The following is a 13382-nucleotide window of genomic DNA, read 5'->3' on the forward strand; positions in this document are numbered from 1 at the left end:
ACGCTCCCCTTTTTCGTGTCCGGCCCAAGCGCGCGTTCAAACCTGTCAGTCGAACCGGCTTGCGAAGGCGTGGCAGACTGCAGGGCCCGGCAAATCGATCGGGCGTCTATCGCGTCACTGGCTGCGCAGCACGCCTTCACCGGCCTTGGGCATCGGCGCGAGGAAGCGCAGGATCACGAAGGAAGTGGCCAGCACCGCCGCGGCGGTATGCAGCGCGAACGGCAGGCCGCGCCAGTCCGCCATGGCGCCCCATAGCCATGAACCGATCGCCATGCCGCCGAACGTCACGGCCTGGTAGATCGAGAGGCATCGGCCCAGAATCTCGTCAGGTGCGCGCATCTGCACTGCGGTGTTGATGGTGGTCAGGATCAAGACCCAGGCCATGCCGGACACGAAGGCTGCGGGCAGGGCATAGCGAATGTCGTGCGCGGCGGCGAGAATAGACATCGACACCACGAAGATCGCCGATCCTGCCAGGACGATGCCTTCCAGCCCGATATGGCGGATGATCTTGCGAACGAAGGGCGCTGCGCAGATCGAGCCGATGCCGAACAGGCCCAGCATGAGGCCGAAATCGAATTCGTCACCCTTGAGCTGGTCGCTCACTACCGTCGGCAGCAGCGCCTGGTACGCAGCAAGGCAGAAGCCCACCGAAAAGCCGCGGATCAGGATGCGCCGCAGCGTATGCGAGGTCGCGCAATAGCGCAGGCCGACACCGACTGCAGGCAGGATGGGATTTCGCTCGATCTGGCGGGCAGGGGGGCGCCACCAGAGCAGCACGGCGATCAGGCCGACGTAACTCACGGCATTGATCAGGAATGCGAAGGATGCGTCCCACAGCGATATGAGGATGCCGCCAAGAGCCGGCCCGACCGAGCGGGCGATATTGAACGAGATCGAATTGAGCGCGATCGCCTGCGGTAGCTCCGCGGGGTCGACCTGCTGGCGGACCGAGGCCTGCCAGGCCGGCGAATTGAGCGCAGTGCCGATCCCGACGCAAAGCGTGAAGCTCAGCAGCAGGCCAGGGTTGATCAGTCCGGCATAAGTGAGCGCGGCAAGCGCGCTCGATACCAGCAGCATGCCGACTTGTGCGACCAGCATCACCTGACGCCTGTCGTAGTTATCGGCAATGGCGCCGGCAAACACGCCGATCAGCAGGATCGGGACCGTCGTCGAAGCCTGGACCAGCGCGACAAGCTGGTGCGACGGCGTCAGTTCGGTCATAAGCCACGCGGCGCCCACCGACTGCAGGGTCGAACCGATGTTTGAAAACAGGTTGGCGATCCAGATCGCCCGGAAGATCGGATAGCGAAACGGCGAAAACGTGCCGTTGTTCTGCGCCGTGCCGGACTGTTTGGATTCGGCGCTGCTTGCGCCCTGCTTATGGCTGCTGATCTGTCCCACGATCCCGGGGTATTCCGGAGCCGTGTCCGGGGCAAGGCCCAAGCGCGCCGCTCCTCTCCCAGCGAAGATTTCGTGCGGCTACAGGATGTAGCGCATCCGGATCGCAATGTGGGCGCCTTCTCCCTCCACGGGGAAAGCGGCCTTGGCAAAGCTGGGCGGCCCCATGCGCACGGGCGCGTCACCAGAGCAGCACGGCGATCAGGCCGACGTAACTCACGGCATTGATCAGGAATGCGAAGGATGCGTCCCACAGCGATATGAGGATGCCGCCAAGAGCCGGCCCGACCGAGCGGGCGATATTGAACGAGATCGAATTGAGCGCGATCGCCTGCGGTAGCTCCGCGGGGTCGACCTGCTGGCGGACCGAGGCCTGCCAGGCCGGCGAATTGAGCGCAGTGCCGATCCCGACGCAAAGCGTGAAGCTCAGCAGCAGGCCAGGGTTGATCAGTCCGGCATAAGTGAGCGCGGCAAGCGCGCTCGATACCAGCAGCATGCCGACTTGTGCGACCAGCATCACCTGACGCCTGTCGTAGTTATCGGCAATGGCGCCGGCAAACACGCCGATCAGCAGGATCGGGACCGTCGTCGAAGCCTGGACCAGCGCGACAAGCTGGTGCGACGGCGTCAGTTCGGTCATAAGCCACGCGGCGCCCACCGACTGCAGGGTCGAACCGATGTTTGAAAACAGGTTGGCGATCCAGATCGCCCGGAAGATCGGATAGCGAAACGGCGAAAACGTGCCGTTGTTCTGCGCCGTGCCGGACTGTTTGGATTCGGCGCTGCTTGCGCCCTGCTTATGGCTGCTGATCTGTCCCACGATCCCGGGGTATTCCGGAGCCGTGTCCGGGGCAAGGCCCAAGCGCGCCGCTCCTCTCCCAGCGAAGATTTCGTGCGGCTACAGGATGTAGCGCATCCGGATCGCAATGTGGGCGCCTTCTCCCTCCACGGGGAAAGCGGCCTTGGCAAAGCTGGGCGGCCCCATGCGCACGGGCGCGTCACGGGAAAAGCCGAAGCCCTCGCGCGGGATCATCAGGCTCTTGTCCAGCTTGCCGTTGCCGTTCTCGTCATGGACGAGGGCGATGGCATAGCGGCCGTCAGGTACCGCGCCGAAATCGATGCGCACATTGGTGCCTGCGGGAACGATGCGGGTGAAGGCGTTGGGGTCCTTGGCGCAGTCCGGAAAGGCATCGGGGCGTGTAGTCAGGCAGGCCAGCACCTGCCCCTTGGTCGAGCGCAAGTCGGTGACCGTGGCCGATACGTCCGCCTTTTCCAGCCCGCTCACGGGCGCGGCCGCAGTTGCCAGCGGGAGGCACAGAGCCAGGATCAGGGCACCGAGAGGCCCTTGTCGGTTCCGCACAGATGATCCCAGAATCGGAAGTAAAGCCCGTAGTTGCATCGATAGAACTCGTGATGGCGGTTGTGATGACTGGCCGTTATCAGCCAGTGCCCTGCGCGCGAATGAACGAGCCACCGCGGGAAAATCTCCCAACCCATGTGATTGGTGATTCCCATGACGGTCATGATCAGCAGGACGAGTCCCAGCACGCCGACGTGAATCGGCACGAAGAAGACGAGGGCGGGGATGACGATGGCACCGGTCAGCGCTTCGGCGGGATGAAAACTCATCGCCGCCCAGGCCGTCGGCGGCCGGCTGGCGTGGTGCACGGCATGGGCGATCCGGAACGGAACGGGCCGATGCATCCAGCGGTGGGTCCAGTAGAACCAGGTGTCATGCAGGAAGAGGTAGGCCAGCAGCGATAGCGGCATCCACCATAGCGGATAGGCCTGCGGATCGTTGTAGATCCGCGTCCAGCCCCGTTCCTGCCAGCCCCAGGCGACGATCCCGGCGGGTATCCCGTAGATGGCCGCCGAAAGCAGCGACCAGCCGATCTCCCGGCCGATCTGTCCGCTCAGGCCCTGGTATAGGCCCGGGCGGACGCGGCGGGTGATCAGGGCGAACAGGCCCGAGGTCATCAGGTAGCGCACGCCGACGATTGCCGTCATGACGGCAGCGGAGGCGATCACCGCCCAAGGACCCGGACCCAAGCTCGCTGGCATTGCCGCGCCTTATGCCTGTTGGGCGATGGCGTTACTAGCCCGCGCGGCGAACCTTGCCCTTGTGCGCGCCGACGCTGTTCGGCCCGCGGGGACGGAAACGGCGCTTGCGCTCGCCGCCTTCCTCGCTGACGTGTTCGGTGCGACGATCGGAACGCTGGCCGTCGTGACGGGGCCGTTCACCCTGCGGCCGTTCACCGTGCACACGATCGCCCCGAGGGCGTTCGCGCCGGCGTTCTTCGCCGCTGCGACCATTGCCGCCACGGCTCTGCTGTCCGCGCCGATTGCCGGAACCTTGCGGTTCGGCCGGTGCCTTGCGCGCGGGGGCAGGCAGGCGGGCGGCCTGCTTCTGGAAGTCCTCGGGAAGCGGCAGAGGCGCCAGCTTGATGCGGGTGAGGCGCTCGATATCGCGGATATAGGGCTTTTCGTCCGGCGCTACGAAGCTGATCGCAACGCCGTCCGCGCCGGCACGTGCAGTGCGGCCGATGCGGTGGACGTACTGTTCCGGCACGTTGGGGATCTCGAAGTTGTAGACGTGGCTCACGCCCGAAACGTCGATCCCGCGCGCGGCGATGTCGGTGGCAACGAGGACGCGCACGGTTCCCTGGCGGAAGCCGCCAAGCGCGGCAGTGCGCTGCGCCTGGCTCTTGTTGCCGTGAATCGCAGCGGCCGGGATGCCCGCGGCGGTCAGGTGGCGCACGACGCGGTCGGCGCCGTGCTTGGTGCGGGTGAAGACAAGGGCGCGGTCGATGGCGCCGTGTTCGGCCTTCTCGGCCGCGTCAGGCGCCAGCCCTTCGCGCAGGCGCAGGGTCAGCAGAGCCTGCTTCTCCGCCTGGTTGATGAACGTCGCGTACTGTTCGACGCGCTCGGCCGTGGTCGACTGCGGCGCGACTTCGACCTTCACCGGGTTGTTGATGAACTGCTTGCCCAGTTCGGCGATCGCCTGCGGCATGGTGGCCGAGAAGAACAGGCTCTGGCGCTGCTTGGGCAGCAGTGCGGCGACGCGCTTCAGGGGCACGATGAAGCCCAGATCCATCATCTGGTCGGCTTCGTCGAGCACGAAGATCTCGACATGGCGCAGCGTCAGCGCGCGGTTGTCGATCAGGTCGAGCAGGCGGCCCGGCGTGGCGACGAGAATGTCGCAGCCACGTTCCAGCGCACGGGCCTGCTTGCCCACCGGCACGCCGCCGAAGATGCACTGCACCGAAAGACTCAGGAACTTCGCATAGCCGCGCATGTTGTCGGCGATCTGTGCCGCCAGTTCACGCGTGGGCGAAAGGACCAGCATGCGGCAGCCGGCATTGTTGCGCGGCTTGGGATCGGCGGCCAGGCGGTGCAGCGAGGGCAGTGAGAACGCGGCAGTCTTGCCGGTGCCGGTCTGGGCGATGCCCAGCAGGTCGCGGCCTTCCAGCAGCGAAGGAATCGCCTTGCGCTGGATCGGCGAGGGATCGGTGTAACCTTTGGCCTCGAGCGCGCGGAGAATGGGCTCGGCAAGGCCAAGTTCGGAGAAATAGGACATACGTCACTTTCAATAAGTGCGGAGCGCGCGAGCACCGTTGCCCGCGAACACAGCAAGGGTTCGTTTCGGGCGACCCTGCGTGAAGAAGGAAGCTTGGTTCAAAGGCAACCGCTCGGCCGGGGCTGGTCTTCGCGCGGTAGACGCGCAACGACCTCACGCTGCTCTCGGACTGCGGCGGGATTGGTCCCGCGCGCCGGTTACGGCGGGTCCTTTAGGGTGCATTGCAACAAATCGCAAGAAAATTGCGCTTGCCGCTTATCGCGCCACCTGCTCAAGCGCGCCCATGACTTGCGTGCCATCCCCTTGCACCGGTGTGTGCCGGCTCGATCCGGGCTCCGGCCTGTGCCTTGGGTGCAAGCGCACGATGGAGGAAATCGCCGACTGGCCGATGCTGCCGGTCAAAGGTAAGCGGGCGATTATCGCGCGGCTCGCGGGCAGGGCGATTTCTCCAATAAGGCATTGATTTAATTACATTTCACCCCTTTGGCAGGGCTGGCGGCGATCAACCGCCCCACTGCGAGGTATGCGTGTCGCCGATGTTGACCAGCCGGCGCAGCGATGCGCGAGCCAGGCGCTCGACTTCCACCTTGCGGCGCGCGGCGGCAAGCTGGCGCAAGGGGGCTGGGCGAAGGATTTCTGCATCGTAGCCGTCTGCGACGATGACCCCGCACTTGTCGGGCAGGAAGGCTTCCCCTTCCAGCGGCGAGCGATCGAGCGATGGGGGCAGGCCCCAGTAGAATCGGTCGCAGTAGTCGAGATAGTCGGTCCACTTGCCGTCGCCCAGCAGGTCAGCCCGGCTGACCTTGATCTCGACGATCACGACATGCCCCTTGGCGTCTATGCCCATGAGGTCGGCCCGCCGCCCGCAGCGCAGCGGCATTTCGGTCAGGCACCAGATATCGTTGCGGGCAAAGAGACGCCCGATGCCGCGAACGACATCGGGGGCGGCGAAGGAACCGGGGTCTGACTGCGGGATCACCCCGGGGGAATCGGTATCGGCCATCCGGCAATAATAGGAACATAAAGAGAACTGGCAAGTCGGATCGTGCCGGATCCGGACCTAACTCAGGTTGCGTGGCGAGCCGAATGCTGGTTGGGCGGCAGTAGTTCGAGCAGGGCATTGCGCGCCTCGACGAACTCGTTCCACAGGGCAAGGGCAGCTGCCTGCGGGTTCGCTCCGCGCGCCATCGCGGCAAGCAGGGCGCAAAGCCCCGGTTCCATGATCGAGGTGAGGTCCTCGATCCCGTGCTCGGCATGCAGGAGCCGCCAGCCTCCCGCCTCGCGGATAGCCTGCGGGAAACGCCGCAGTTCCTCCATGGAAACCTCGGGCGCCGCGCCAGCAATGGCCGCCACTGCCTCACCCGCATCGTGCAGCGCAGACCATTTCATGCCGAGCGCACTGCCGGACCCTTTGCCGAAACTCGGCCGAGCGGGCCGGGACCGCGGCCCACCGCGTGCGCCGGCATTGGTCCCATTGCTGCCATGCGCGTTGGAAGTCCTGTCCATGTTCGGCTTGTTACCGCTTCGCCGCTTGCCAATTTCCTAACTTGCAAGGCCCGATCCACCCGCCGAATTCTCCCGCCAGTTCGGACATGCTCTGAGGCATGCCGGTAAAAGAGGAGCAAGGATCAGCAAATTCGTGATTTGGCGCTGGAAACCGCCCGCGGCCTCTGCTACTCGCCCGTCCACTGCACCCGTAGCTCAGCTGGATAGAGCGCTGCCCTCCGAAGGCAGAGGCCACAGGTTCGAATCCTGTCGGGTGCGCCATTAAATCAAGCACTTACGCTAGATGAAATGGCGTTGTACGGAATAAGTACGGAAAACAGGGGGGGAGAATGCTGGCTTTTGCATCCATGCTTTTGGCCGCTGCAACTGCCGATCCTGCAATCGGGAGAGTGGTCAACCCGCGCGGCCCCGGTAGTTTGACCTGCGCCACGGCCTTTCTGCCAGAAAATCGTGCAGCCACGGAAAATTGGATTGCCGGATTTTGGGCAGCTTGGGACATGTCTCAGATCACTAAGGCAGAACCGCTGGCCGGAAGTTCAGACTTGAACGGGATCGTTGGCGAAGTCGAAAAAATCTGCCGGGAGAAGCCCTCTAGCAGTTTGATTTTCGCCACCTTGGATGCTCGGCAAGCGGTAAAGGCGCGAGAGGAAAGCCCTGCCAACGTCGGCTCATAGACTAGTACAGGCTCACAGGTCTGTTTCGGGCCTTTCTTCCGGGTCATATAGGGACACTTTCGATACACACCGTACGCGACAAATCGCGGCTTGAAATGGCGGAATTGTGCGGGTTTCGGGAGGTGGCAGCTTCTCAATCAAAAATGATTGGCCATTCGGATTTAATTAAAAGCGCGGCTTTCTGCGGGTTTTTGGCCAATCAGATTCGCATCACACCATTATAGGCGCGGCGCAGTCACCAGCGCGCTGGTTTCTGAAACTGGCCCGTTGAATCGGTCATCGTATTGGGGAATTGGGCGTTACCTAGCGCGCCGCCGCGAATGGGTTTGATGAAATGCGCGAGTGGGCGCAGTGCTTGGCTGACATTCCTCTGAGGGTTCAGAATGCCGATAGCCTTTCGGAAGCGATTGCGGACCAAGCTGATTGGTTCTTTCAAGTCGCTGTCGTTGCTGATGATGACGGCGCAATCGAATTGATTGTCCATCGCGTCCATCAACAGCCAAGTTGCCAGATTTACGTCCGATCCCTTTTCCTCAGTTTTTACGACATGGCGGGGCACATGCCGTCCCTGCCTCCAAGCGGCGGCATCGGGCATTGTAACTTCATGGGTGAGGAAATGGCCAAGGTGTACGGTAATCTGCGGGATGGTGCCTAGCGCCCGAAAATAAGTTTGCTGCCTAACGGGCTGATCGGGATCATTCGGGCGTGCGCTTACCTTCGCGGTAAAATACCTGAGGTGCTCGACGCTATTGCGCGGCAAAAGGTTCTGGCAGAGCAAAAATGGATTCAACCATTTGTGCGGCTGGCCCTTGAGGCAGCCATAATAGAGATTGAAACCATCGACATAAATCCGCGTGCGCATGGCCATTGCATATGCCAGCATTCGCTAACAAGGGAATGCGCGTTTGGGGCGAAATGTGGAAAAATAGCCTTGTGGGAGGCAGATAAAGCAGCGGCGGCCGAAGCCGCCGCGCACCTTGGCCCCGAAGCGCCAAGGGAGATATGCGCCCTATATATGCGCGCCGGATTACCAGTCAATGAATTTGCGCCAGCCGCGCAATATCTCTCAGGTACCGCGCCGCTGCCATCGCTTCAGCAGATCGCCCGCCATGCTTCCATGCGTTACGGTTTCCCTCAGGTGCGCCCGGATTTGTGCCGCCGTGCATCCTGCATCGCCGCTTGCCCTTCACCGCTGGCGATTGGCATTCCGTTCCCGCCCGCGTCCGGGCAAGGCAGCGCGGCGCTTGCGCCAGCCGTGCCGGTTGCATCGGATTGTTTGACTGATTTGCCATTTTCGGCAGCCCCCGTGTGATTATGGAAATGATCGGCCACAACGGCCTGCCCGCCCTCGTTCACATGCACATGCCGCACTGTTTGTTCGCGCGGCTGGTGCAGCTTTGCCAGCGCCTCCAATGTCGTGCGGCAATTGCTTTGAGCCTTTAGGGCCAGCCGCCCGTACCGCTCGGCAGCGTTGATATACTCGCCCATGTTGTTTGCTGCGCGCCGGGCCAGTTCAGCGAACATGCTATCGAGGGTGACGGCCTGCGCGGCAAGAATTTTGCTGGCCATCGCAATGTCGCCGCCCGCTGCATCATGCGTCACAGCATGGATATGATCCGCGTAGTCTCCAATGCCCGGCATCTCCAGATCGGTGCCCATCATCTTGTCGGTGAAGGCCGATGCTGCCGCCGCATTTTTTAAGGTCGGCTGGAGTAACTTGCGGGCCATTGCCTGCGCGCCGGTTTCCTCAGTCGTTTGCTCGACCGTGAGCGCGTTGTTCGGCTCCATGCCGCCTGCCGGTTTCCGTTTTCTTGCCATTGTCAGTCCTTCGATTTGCGCGCCTTCGCGCCGATGTTTTGAGAGGTTCCGCAACGCTTGCCGATAATGCGCCCGCCCGGCTCCAGCCGCTCCAGGCCGAATTGTGACGCGGCCTCAGGGCTTGCCCCTTTCAGAACATAGGCAAGCGCCGCCTCCAGATTGACGGCGTGGAGATCGGGATTGCCCGCATCCAGCCCCAGCCGCCCGCCTATCGGTTTGCTGTGGATCACGCGCGCCCGGTAAGGCTGCCCGGTGATCCGGCGAAGCCAGCCCCGTTGCAGCGCCATAACAACGGGTACCAGATCGGCAGGCACATGGGCGAGCAAGTGGCAGTGCCCGCCTTTCCCGTCGCCGTTCTCATGCGTCCAGAGCCATGCCGTGCGGCTGCCATGCCGTGCCAGCGCCTTTGTCAGCAGGTCGGTAAAGCGATAGGTGGCTTTCGCCATGCCCGCCAAGGGCACTCCAGCGCCTTCCCAGTGGATCGAGATCATGCGCGTGAACGGCAGCCCGATTTTTTCGGCATGGCGCTCAGCGGCCTTGAGATTGCCAATTTGGGCGATTGTCAGGTCATGGCTTACCCGGTCGGCACGGTTACGCGCGCCGCCCCTGCCAGTGCTTCTAGCGGAAAGGGCTGCCACACCAGAAGTAGGGTAACTAACTGCAGGTGCTGTGCCAGTTTCGGGAATCGGCTGTTTTATGGGGTTTTGCGGCCGGTGGGGTGCAATTGAAACTCCACCGAAACCGCAATCCCGGTGGAGTTTCAAAGCGCCCCCTCGCGCGCGCGTTATCTGCGCAGGAAAGGGCGCAGCCATCATGCGGCAATCCAGACAATGGCCAGCTTGCCGGTGCTATTCGGCCTGCGCTGTCCGCTGTCACGGATAAGCCCCTTGCGCCTCAATTCGCTGGTGCGCGGTTGAATTGACCAGCGGTCCATATCAAGCCATGCCGCCAGTTCATCGGCGGTAAGGCCATGCTTGCCAGCATCGCGGATTGCGCCCTCTGCCATGCGCTGAAGCCGCCCCAGCTTCGGCGCAAGGGCATCGGCAGCGGCAATCGAGGTTTCCACGTTCCGGTGCCCCGGTGCATCGGGATAGGTGCTCATTTCGCGCCTCCCTCTGCCATCGGCGGCAAGCCCGCGCGGTCCAGTAGCTTCGCCAGCCAATCGGCCTGCGCTTCGCTCATGGGCGTGGAATCGACGGCAAGCTGGCCAAGGAATTGCCCGGCCTTGCGGCTCAGTCGGCTGGTGCCGTTGAGCAGGGCAAGAGCCGCAGCCCGATGATTGGAAAAGGACCGCTCAGTCATTGCAACGGCCCTCCCCAAAGCAGAGCCGCGCCATATCCCGCGCCATCCACGGCGAGAGGCAGAAACGGGAGGAAAGCGTTTGAGCCTGCCAGTCCGATGCGGTAAAGGGGGAATGCAACCAGCCGCCAAGTTGATTGCAGAGAACGCCGGGTTGCCGCCCGGCGTTTTCCATTTGTGAAGTCATCGCTCATGCTCCCGCCTGATAGGTCGGGAGGCTCGCCAGATAGGCTTCGAGATCGGAGAAGCTGATTAGCGTTCGCCGCCCGGCCTTACGAGCCGTGAGATCGCCGCGCTTCAGCGCCTCATAAAGCGCGGAGCGAGAGCATCCCGAGAGCCTCACGGCATCGGGAATCGTTACTGCAATCGGTGTGTCCATGATCGTTCTCCGCAGCGTCCGGGGTTTGGGGTGGACGCTTGCGGATTGACCATTTGCAGGCGGATCGAACGCGCAGCAAAGGAGAATAAAGGATTTTAAATGCGGTCAGGACGAATAGTATTTTCGAAATGCGCGCTCTAACCGCTTTGCACGGCTCTCGGGCGTCCCCGCACCTGCAACCTTGCCTTCGCTCACCAGCATTCGCGCCGCCTCTGCCGCTGACTTTGCCTGCCGGTTATCGGGATGGCCTGCGAGCATCTTGTGCATTTCGAATGCTAGTTTTCGATCCTCGGGCCAGCCAGAATGCTCCTTGACGGGTCTGCCACGCTTGCGGTTGTCAATTGCGGGCCGATCAAACACCGCGCAGAGATCGTCATAATTCAGTGCCAGGTCGGGCGGCAGGGTATTCGGCTCTTGCTCGCTTGTGGCGCGGGCATAGAGGCTCAAATACGCGGCAATATGCGCCTTGGGCACAATTTCGTCGTTGAGCATTCCCCTTACGTCGCCACGCGAAACGGCATCGAACAATAGCTTTTGCATGGCCTCGTAAGTCTGCCCCTTGATCGCAGGAAAGAAGTCCATCGTCTCAAGGCATTTCGAAGGCCGGAGCCAGCGATAGCGGCTCACAGCGCCAATTCGCCAAGGGCCTTCACCGCTGCATCGCTGGCAAGGTGCCCATAATGGCGCTCGATCATTTCAGCGCTGGTGCCAGAGATTTGCGCGATGGTGAGCAAAGGCAGCCCGGCGCTAACGAGGTCGGTAATCGTGCTGTGGCGCAACGTGTATGCGGTTGCTTCGCCCGGCAGCTTCGCAGCGGCGACGGCAGCGGCAATGGGGTGCTTCCACGTTTCCTTGTCCCATGCCTTACCGTTGGCGCGCATGAAAAGCGGCGCTCCCGGCAGCTTGTTCTTTGCCTGAGCCGCAAGCAGGTTTGCCGCCTCCGCTGGCAACTGGATGCGCCGAGGCTTGCCCGTCTTGTCCTTGCCAATGGTCAATTCCGCAGTGCGCTTGTCGAAGTCGCCAGCGGTAAGCCCCGCCAATGCGCCGGGCCGCAACGGTAACAGGCAAAGCGCGCGGACAAAGGGTGCAGCTTCCCCATCGGTCTTTGCCAGCAGCTTCCGGCGCTGGTTGCGATCAAGGTACAAGGTGCGCCGCCCGTTGGCATTGGGAACGGCTTTCAGCGCCTCTTGCCATGCTGCCTCACTATTCGGTGCGCCGGGTGACAGAACCTTGGCCAGCGCCGCGCGCAGTACGGCCATATCGCGGTTGACTGTCGAAGCCGCGCGCTTGCGGTGGATGGCCTCACCTTCCTTGCGACGGCTAACTAGCGCCGGTTGTGCCTCCAGCCGTTCGCGCCATTCCTTCACATGGCGACGGCGCAGCTTGTCCAGCTTTACCTTGGCGATTGCATCGGCATAGACATAGCGCCGGAAGCGGTGCCCGGCCTCAGGGCGCGTCTTGGCGTATTCCCGGCAGGCATCGGCAACGGTTTCCATCTTGGCGCGCACCTCGCCGCCCGTCTCGACAAGATCGGCCAGCCGCTCCGCTTCCTTTTTGGCAGCGGCGAACATTTCATTGCCCGGTAGTGTCCCGAAGTCGCCTAGCGCCTTCAGCCGATACTTGCCTGCATCCTCGTCATAGGCGCGGGCAATCCACGTTCCCTTGCCGCCGCGCTTGGACGGGCGAAAGCCAAGGAAGCATCCGGCGCGCAGCCGCTGCCAGTGCGGTTCGCGCTGCGCCTTGAGCCGTTCCCGCTCGCCAACCTTGCTCAAGTCCAGTGCCATTGCCAGCCGCCCTTTTCGTTTCGTACGGAATACGTACGGAATACATTAGGGGATGCATCGGGACAAGTGCGGATAGAAAACGGCTGATTTAAAGGGTTTTCAATGTCCGGTTGTGTCCGCATATGCCCGCTATCCCTGCACTCCGAAGGCAGAGGCCACAGGTTCGAATCCTGTCGGGTGCGCCAGTTTCGTTCATTTCTGGGCATGAGGCGCGGTGGTTTCCCGTGAGCCTTTGCGGTGAGCCTATGTCCGGCGCATAGAACGTGATCCGACTTGTGTGCGATCGGCTGGCGGGCGACAGTACGCCCGCCGGAACTGCGGAGTTTGTGAACGGAATATGCCTCGGGTGAGGCTCAGCCTGTTACGACGTAATAGTCGAACACCGTATGATCCGGGGCAGGCACTCGCCGTCCACGGCCGATTATGACGTGGCGGGTAAGCCAATCGTGCTTGCCCGTTGGTGTGTCGAACGCCGGAATGCAGATGAAATAAGGGTCTTCGGGCACCTTCCACTGTGTTTCGTTGTCGGGGCCCGGAGCCATCTGGCGTTCCGGAACGTCCTCGCTCATGCGGAACGGCCTGTCGTTGCGGCGACCGTAGAGAAAACCGCGATTATTGACGTAGATGGGCGTGCCGTCGTCTGCCTCGAGCATGTAATGAGCGTTGAGTTCGCTGGCCCCGTCACTGTGGCCGCGGGCGAAATCGGCACCGCTGTAAGGGACGACTCGGCCATTGAGACGGGGGCCGACGATGTCGCCGCCAGCGGGCGGCACATAGACGCGGCCGCCAAGCGGCGTGCGGGGTTCGAAGCGGATACGTTCCTTGAAGAAGATACGGATGCGAAAGGCGAATTCCATCGCCGGCGGGGTGGCGTTCGCAAAGTCCATGTCGGGGGGCGGGAGGTCGGTAATCGGGACAAGGCTCTGCATGTGAATCTCCAGGTC

At 62.6% G+C, this 13382-nt stretch carries 18 protein-coding genes, 1 tRNA gene and 1 pseudogene; 3 read left to right on the forward strand and 17 right to left on the reverse strand.

Translation table 11 applies throughout. The features are described 5' to 3' along the window. Window positions 1–114: 114 nt before the first annotated feature. The 5 genes and pseudogenes from JI59_RS11590 to JI59_RS11610 form a co-directional block, all read right to left on the reverse strand. On the reverse strand, window positions 115–1446 hold the full coding sequence (locus tag JI59_RS11590; RefSeq protein WP_275042256.1) for an MFS transporter: 1332 nt from the start codon (window positions 1444–1446) through the stop codon (window positions 115–117). A gap of 139 nt (window positions 1447–1585) precedes the next feature. Continuing rightward, window positions 1586–2119: pseudogene (locus JI59_RS11595) on the reverse strand (MFS transporter); the annotation flags it as partial. Window positions 2120–2299: 180 nt separating this feature from the next. Further along, the gene (locus tag JI59_RS11600; RefSeq protein ID WP_038577502.1) at window positions 2300–2686 is read right to left on the reverse strand and encodes a DUF2141 domain-containing protein; all 387 of its coding nucleotides are present in this window, start codon (window positions 2684–2686) and stop codon (window positions 2300–2302) included. A gap of 41 nt (window positions 2687–2727) precedes the next feature. Beyond that, the gene (locus JI59_RS11605; RefSeq protein WP_038576069.1) at window positions 2728–3462 is read right to left on the reverse strand and encodes a sterol desaturase family protein; all 735 of its coding nucleotides are present in this window, start codon (window positions 3460–3462) and stop codon (window positions 2728–2730) included. Between the two features lie 34 nt (window positions 3463–3496). Next, on the reverse strand, window positions 3497–4978 hold the full coding sequence (locus JI59_RS11610) for a DEAD/DEAH box helicase (RefSeq protein WP_007012535.1): 1482 nt from the start codon (window positions 4976–4978) through the stop codon (window positions 3497–3499). A 283-nt stretch (window positions 4979–5261) separates the two neighbouring features. Between JI59_RS11610 and JI59_RS26195 the strand changes: the two genes are divergently transcribed. Further along, window positions 5262–5441 carry a DUF1289 domain-containing protein gene (locus tag JI59_RS26195; RefSeq protein WP_081473954.1) on the forward strand — a complete coding sequence of 60 codons (180 nt, stop codon included), beginning with the start codon at window positions 5262–5264 and terminating at the stop codon, window positions 5439–5441. A gap of 39 nt (window positions 5442–5480) precedes the next feature. Here the strand turns inward: JI59_RS26195 and JI59_RS11620 are convergent, their stop codons facing one another. Further along, window positions 5481–5981 (reverse strand): MmcB family DNA repair protein, encoded by a 501-nt coding sequence (locus tag JI59_RS11620; RefSeq protein ID WP_007012533.1) that lies wholly within the window; start codon window positions 5979–5981, stop codon window positions 5481–5483. Window positions 5982–6043: 62 nt separating this feature from the next. Next, complete coding sequence (locus JI59_RS11625; RefSeq protein WP_038576071.1) at window positions 6044–6484, reverse strand: hypothetical protein; 441 nt, start codon at window positions 6482–6484, stop codon at window positions 6044–6046. A gap of 184 nt (window positions 6485–6668) precedes the next feature. Between JI59_RS11625 and JI59_RS11630 the strand changes: the two genes are divergently transcribed. Next, window positions 6669–6745: transfer RNA gene (locus JI59_RS11630), tRNA-Arg, on the forward strand. A 68-nt stretch (window positions 6746–6813) separates the two neighbouring features. Continuing rightward, window positions 6814–7158: a hypothetical protein gene (locus JI59_RS26760; RefSeq protein WP_138921337.1), complete on the forward strand. Its 345-nt coding sequence runs from the start codon at window positions 6814–6816 to the stop codon at window positions 7156–7158. Window positions 7159–7393: 235 nt separating this feature from the next. On the opposite strand, the gene JI59_RS11635 is transcribed toward JI59_RS26760, so the two are convergent. From JI59_RS11635 to JI59_RS11675, 10 genes are all read right to left on the reverse strand, one after another. Beyond that, window positions 7394–8026, reverse strand: a complete 633-nt coding sequence (locus JI59_RS11635) for an NYN domain-containing protein (protein WP_202946087.1) — start codon at window positions 8024–8026, stop codon at window positions 7394–7396. Window positions 8027–8192: 166 nt separating this feature from the next. Then, window positions 8193–8348: a hypothetical protein gene (locus JI59_RS28190; protein ID WP_420798894.1), complete on the reverse strand. Its 156-nt coding sequence runs from the start codon at window positions 8346–8348 to the stop codon at window positions 8193–8195. Further along, window positions 8293–8946: a hypothetical protein gene (locus JI59_RS27090; RefSeq protein WP_007012529.1), complete on the reverse strand. Its 654-nt coding sequence runs from the start codon at window positions 8944–8946 to the stop codon at window positions 8293–8295. The genes JI59_RS28190 and JI59_RS27090 overlap by 56 nt, the downstream gene beginning before the upstream one ends. 32 nt (window positions 8947–8978) lie before the next feature. After that, the gene (locus tag JI59_RS11645) at window positions 8979–9791 is read right to left on the reverse strand and encodes a hypothetical protein (protein ID WP_138921336.1); all 813 of its coding nucleotides are present in this window, start codon (window positions 9789–9791) and stop codon (window positions 8979–8981) included. Further along, complete coding sequence (locus JI59_RS11650; RefSeq protein ID WP_007012527.1) at window positions 9788–10078, reverse strand: hypothetical protein; 291 nt, start codon at window positions 10076–10078, stop codon at window positions 9788–9790. The genes JI59_RS11645 and JI59_RS11650 overlap by 4 nt, the downstream gene beginning before the upstream one ends. Continuing rightward, window positions 10075–10278, reverse strand: a complete 204-nt coding sequence (locus tag JI59_RS11655) for a hypothetical protein (protein WP_007012526.1) — start codon at window positions 10276–10278, stop codon at window positions 10075–10077. The genes JI59_RS11650 and JI59_RS11655 overlap by 4 nt, the downstream gene beginning before the upstream one ends. A 187-nt stretch (window positions 10279–10465) precedes the next feature. Continuing rightward, on the reverse strand, window positions 10466–10654 hold the full coding sequence (locus tag JI59_RS11660; RefSeq protein ID WP_007012525.1) for a helix-turn-helix domain-containing protein: 189 nt from the start codon (window positions 10652–10654) through the stop codon (window positions 10466–10468). Window positions 10655–10759: 105 nt separating this feature from the next. Continuing rightward, window positions 10760–11236 (reverse strand): hypothetical protein, encoded by a 477-nt coding sequence (locus JI59_RS11665; protein WP_038576074.1) that lies wholly within the window; start codon window positions 11234–11236, stop codon window positions 10760–10762. 41 nt (window positions 11237–11277) lie between these two features. Continuing rightward, window positions 11278–12426 carry a tyrosine-type recombinase/integrase gene (locus JI59_RS11670; protein WP_239000557.1) on the reverse strand — a complete coding sequence of 383 codons (1149 nt, stop codon included), beginning with the start codon at window positions 12424–12426 and terminating at the stop codon, window positions 11278–11280. A gap of 365 nt (window positions 12427–12791) precedes the next feature. After that, on the reverse strand, window positions 12792–13367 hold the full coding sequence (locus JI59_RS11675) for a DUF3237 domain-containing protein (protein WP_007012522.1): 576 nt from the start codon (window positions 13365–13367) through the stop codon (window positions 12792–12794). Between the last annotated feature and the right edge of the window lie 15 nt (window positions 13368–13382).

It is taken from the genome of Novosphingobium pentaromativorans US6-1, assembly GCF_000767465.1.
Classification (GTDB): domain Bacteria; phylum Pseudomonadota; class Alphaproteobacteria; order Sphingomonadales; family Sphingomonadaceae; genus Novosphingobium; species Novosphingobium pentaromativorans.

Excerpts from the sequence above, each read along its gene's own strand:
- JI59_RS11605 (WP_038576069.1), bottom strand. The coding sequence starts at position 3,462 with ATGCCAGCGAGCTTGGGTCCGGGTCCTTGGGCGGTGATCGCCTCCGCT.
- JI59_RS11610 (WP_007012535.1), bottom strand. The coding sequence starts at position 4,978 with ATGTCCTATTTCTCCGAACTTGGCCTTGCCGAGCCCATTCTCCGCGCG.
- JI59_RS26195 (WP_081473954.1), top strand. The coding sequence starts at position 5,262 with ATGACTTGCGTGCCATCCCCTTGCACCGGTGTGTGCCGGCTCGATCCG.
- JI59_RS11620 (WP_007012533.1), bottom strand. The coding sequence starts at position 5,981 with ATGGCCGATACCGATTCCCCCGGGGTGATCCCGCAGTCAGACCCCGGT.
- JI59_RS11625 (WP_038576071.1), bottom strand. The coding sequence starts at position 6,484 with ATGGACAGGACTTCCAACGCGCATGGCAGCAATGGGACCAATGCCGGC.
- JI59_RS26760 (WP_138921337.1), top strand. The coding sequence starts at position 6,814 with ATGCTGGCTTTTGCATCCATGCTTTTGGCCGCTGCAACTGCCGATCCT.
- JI59_RS11635 (WP_202946087.1), bottom strand. The coding sequence starts at position 8,026 with ATGGCCATGCGCACGCGGATTTATGTCGATGGTTTCAATCTCTATTAT.
- JI59_RS27090 (WP_007012529.1), bottom strand. The coding sequence starts at position 8,946 with ATGGAGCCGAACAACGCGCTCACGGTCGAGCAAACGACTGAGGAAACC.
- JI59_RS11645 (WP_138921336.1), bottom strand. The coding sequence starts at position 9,791 with ATGATGGCTGCGCCCTTTCCTGCGCAGATAACGCGCGCGCGAGGGGGC.
- JI59_RS11650 (WP_007012527.1), bottom strand. The coding sequence starts at position 10,078 with ATGAGCACCTATCCCGATGCACCGGGGCACCGGAACGTGGAAACCTCG.
- JI59_RS11655 (WP_007012526.1), bottom strand. The coding sequence starts at position 10,278 with ATGACTGAGCGGTCCTTTTCCAATCATCGGGCTGCGGCTCTTGCCCTG.
- JI59_RS11660 (WP_007012525.1), bottom strand. The coding sequence starts at position 10,654 with ATGGACACACCGATTGCAGTAACGATTCCCGATGCCGTGAGGCTCTCG.
- JI59_RS11665 (WP_038576074.1), bottom strand. The coding sequence starts at position 11,236 with ATGGACTTCTTTCCTGCGATCAAGGGGCAGACTTACGAGGCCATGCAA.
- JI59_RS11675 (WP_007012522.1), bottom strand. The coding sequence starts at position 13,367 with ATGCAGAGCCTTGTCCCGATTACCGACCTCCCGCCCCCCGACATGGAC.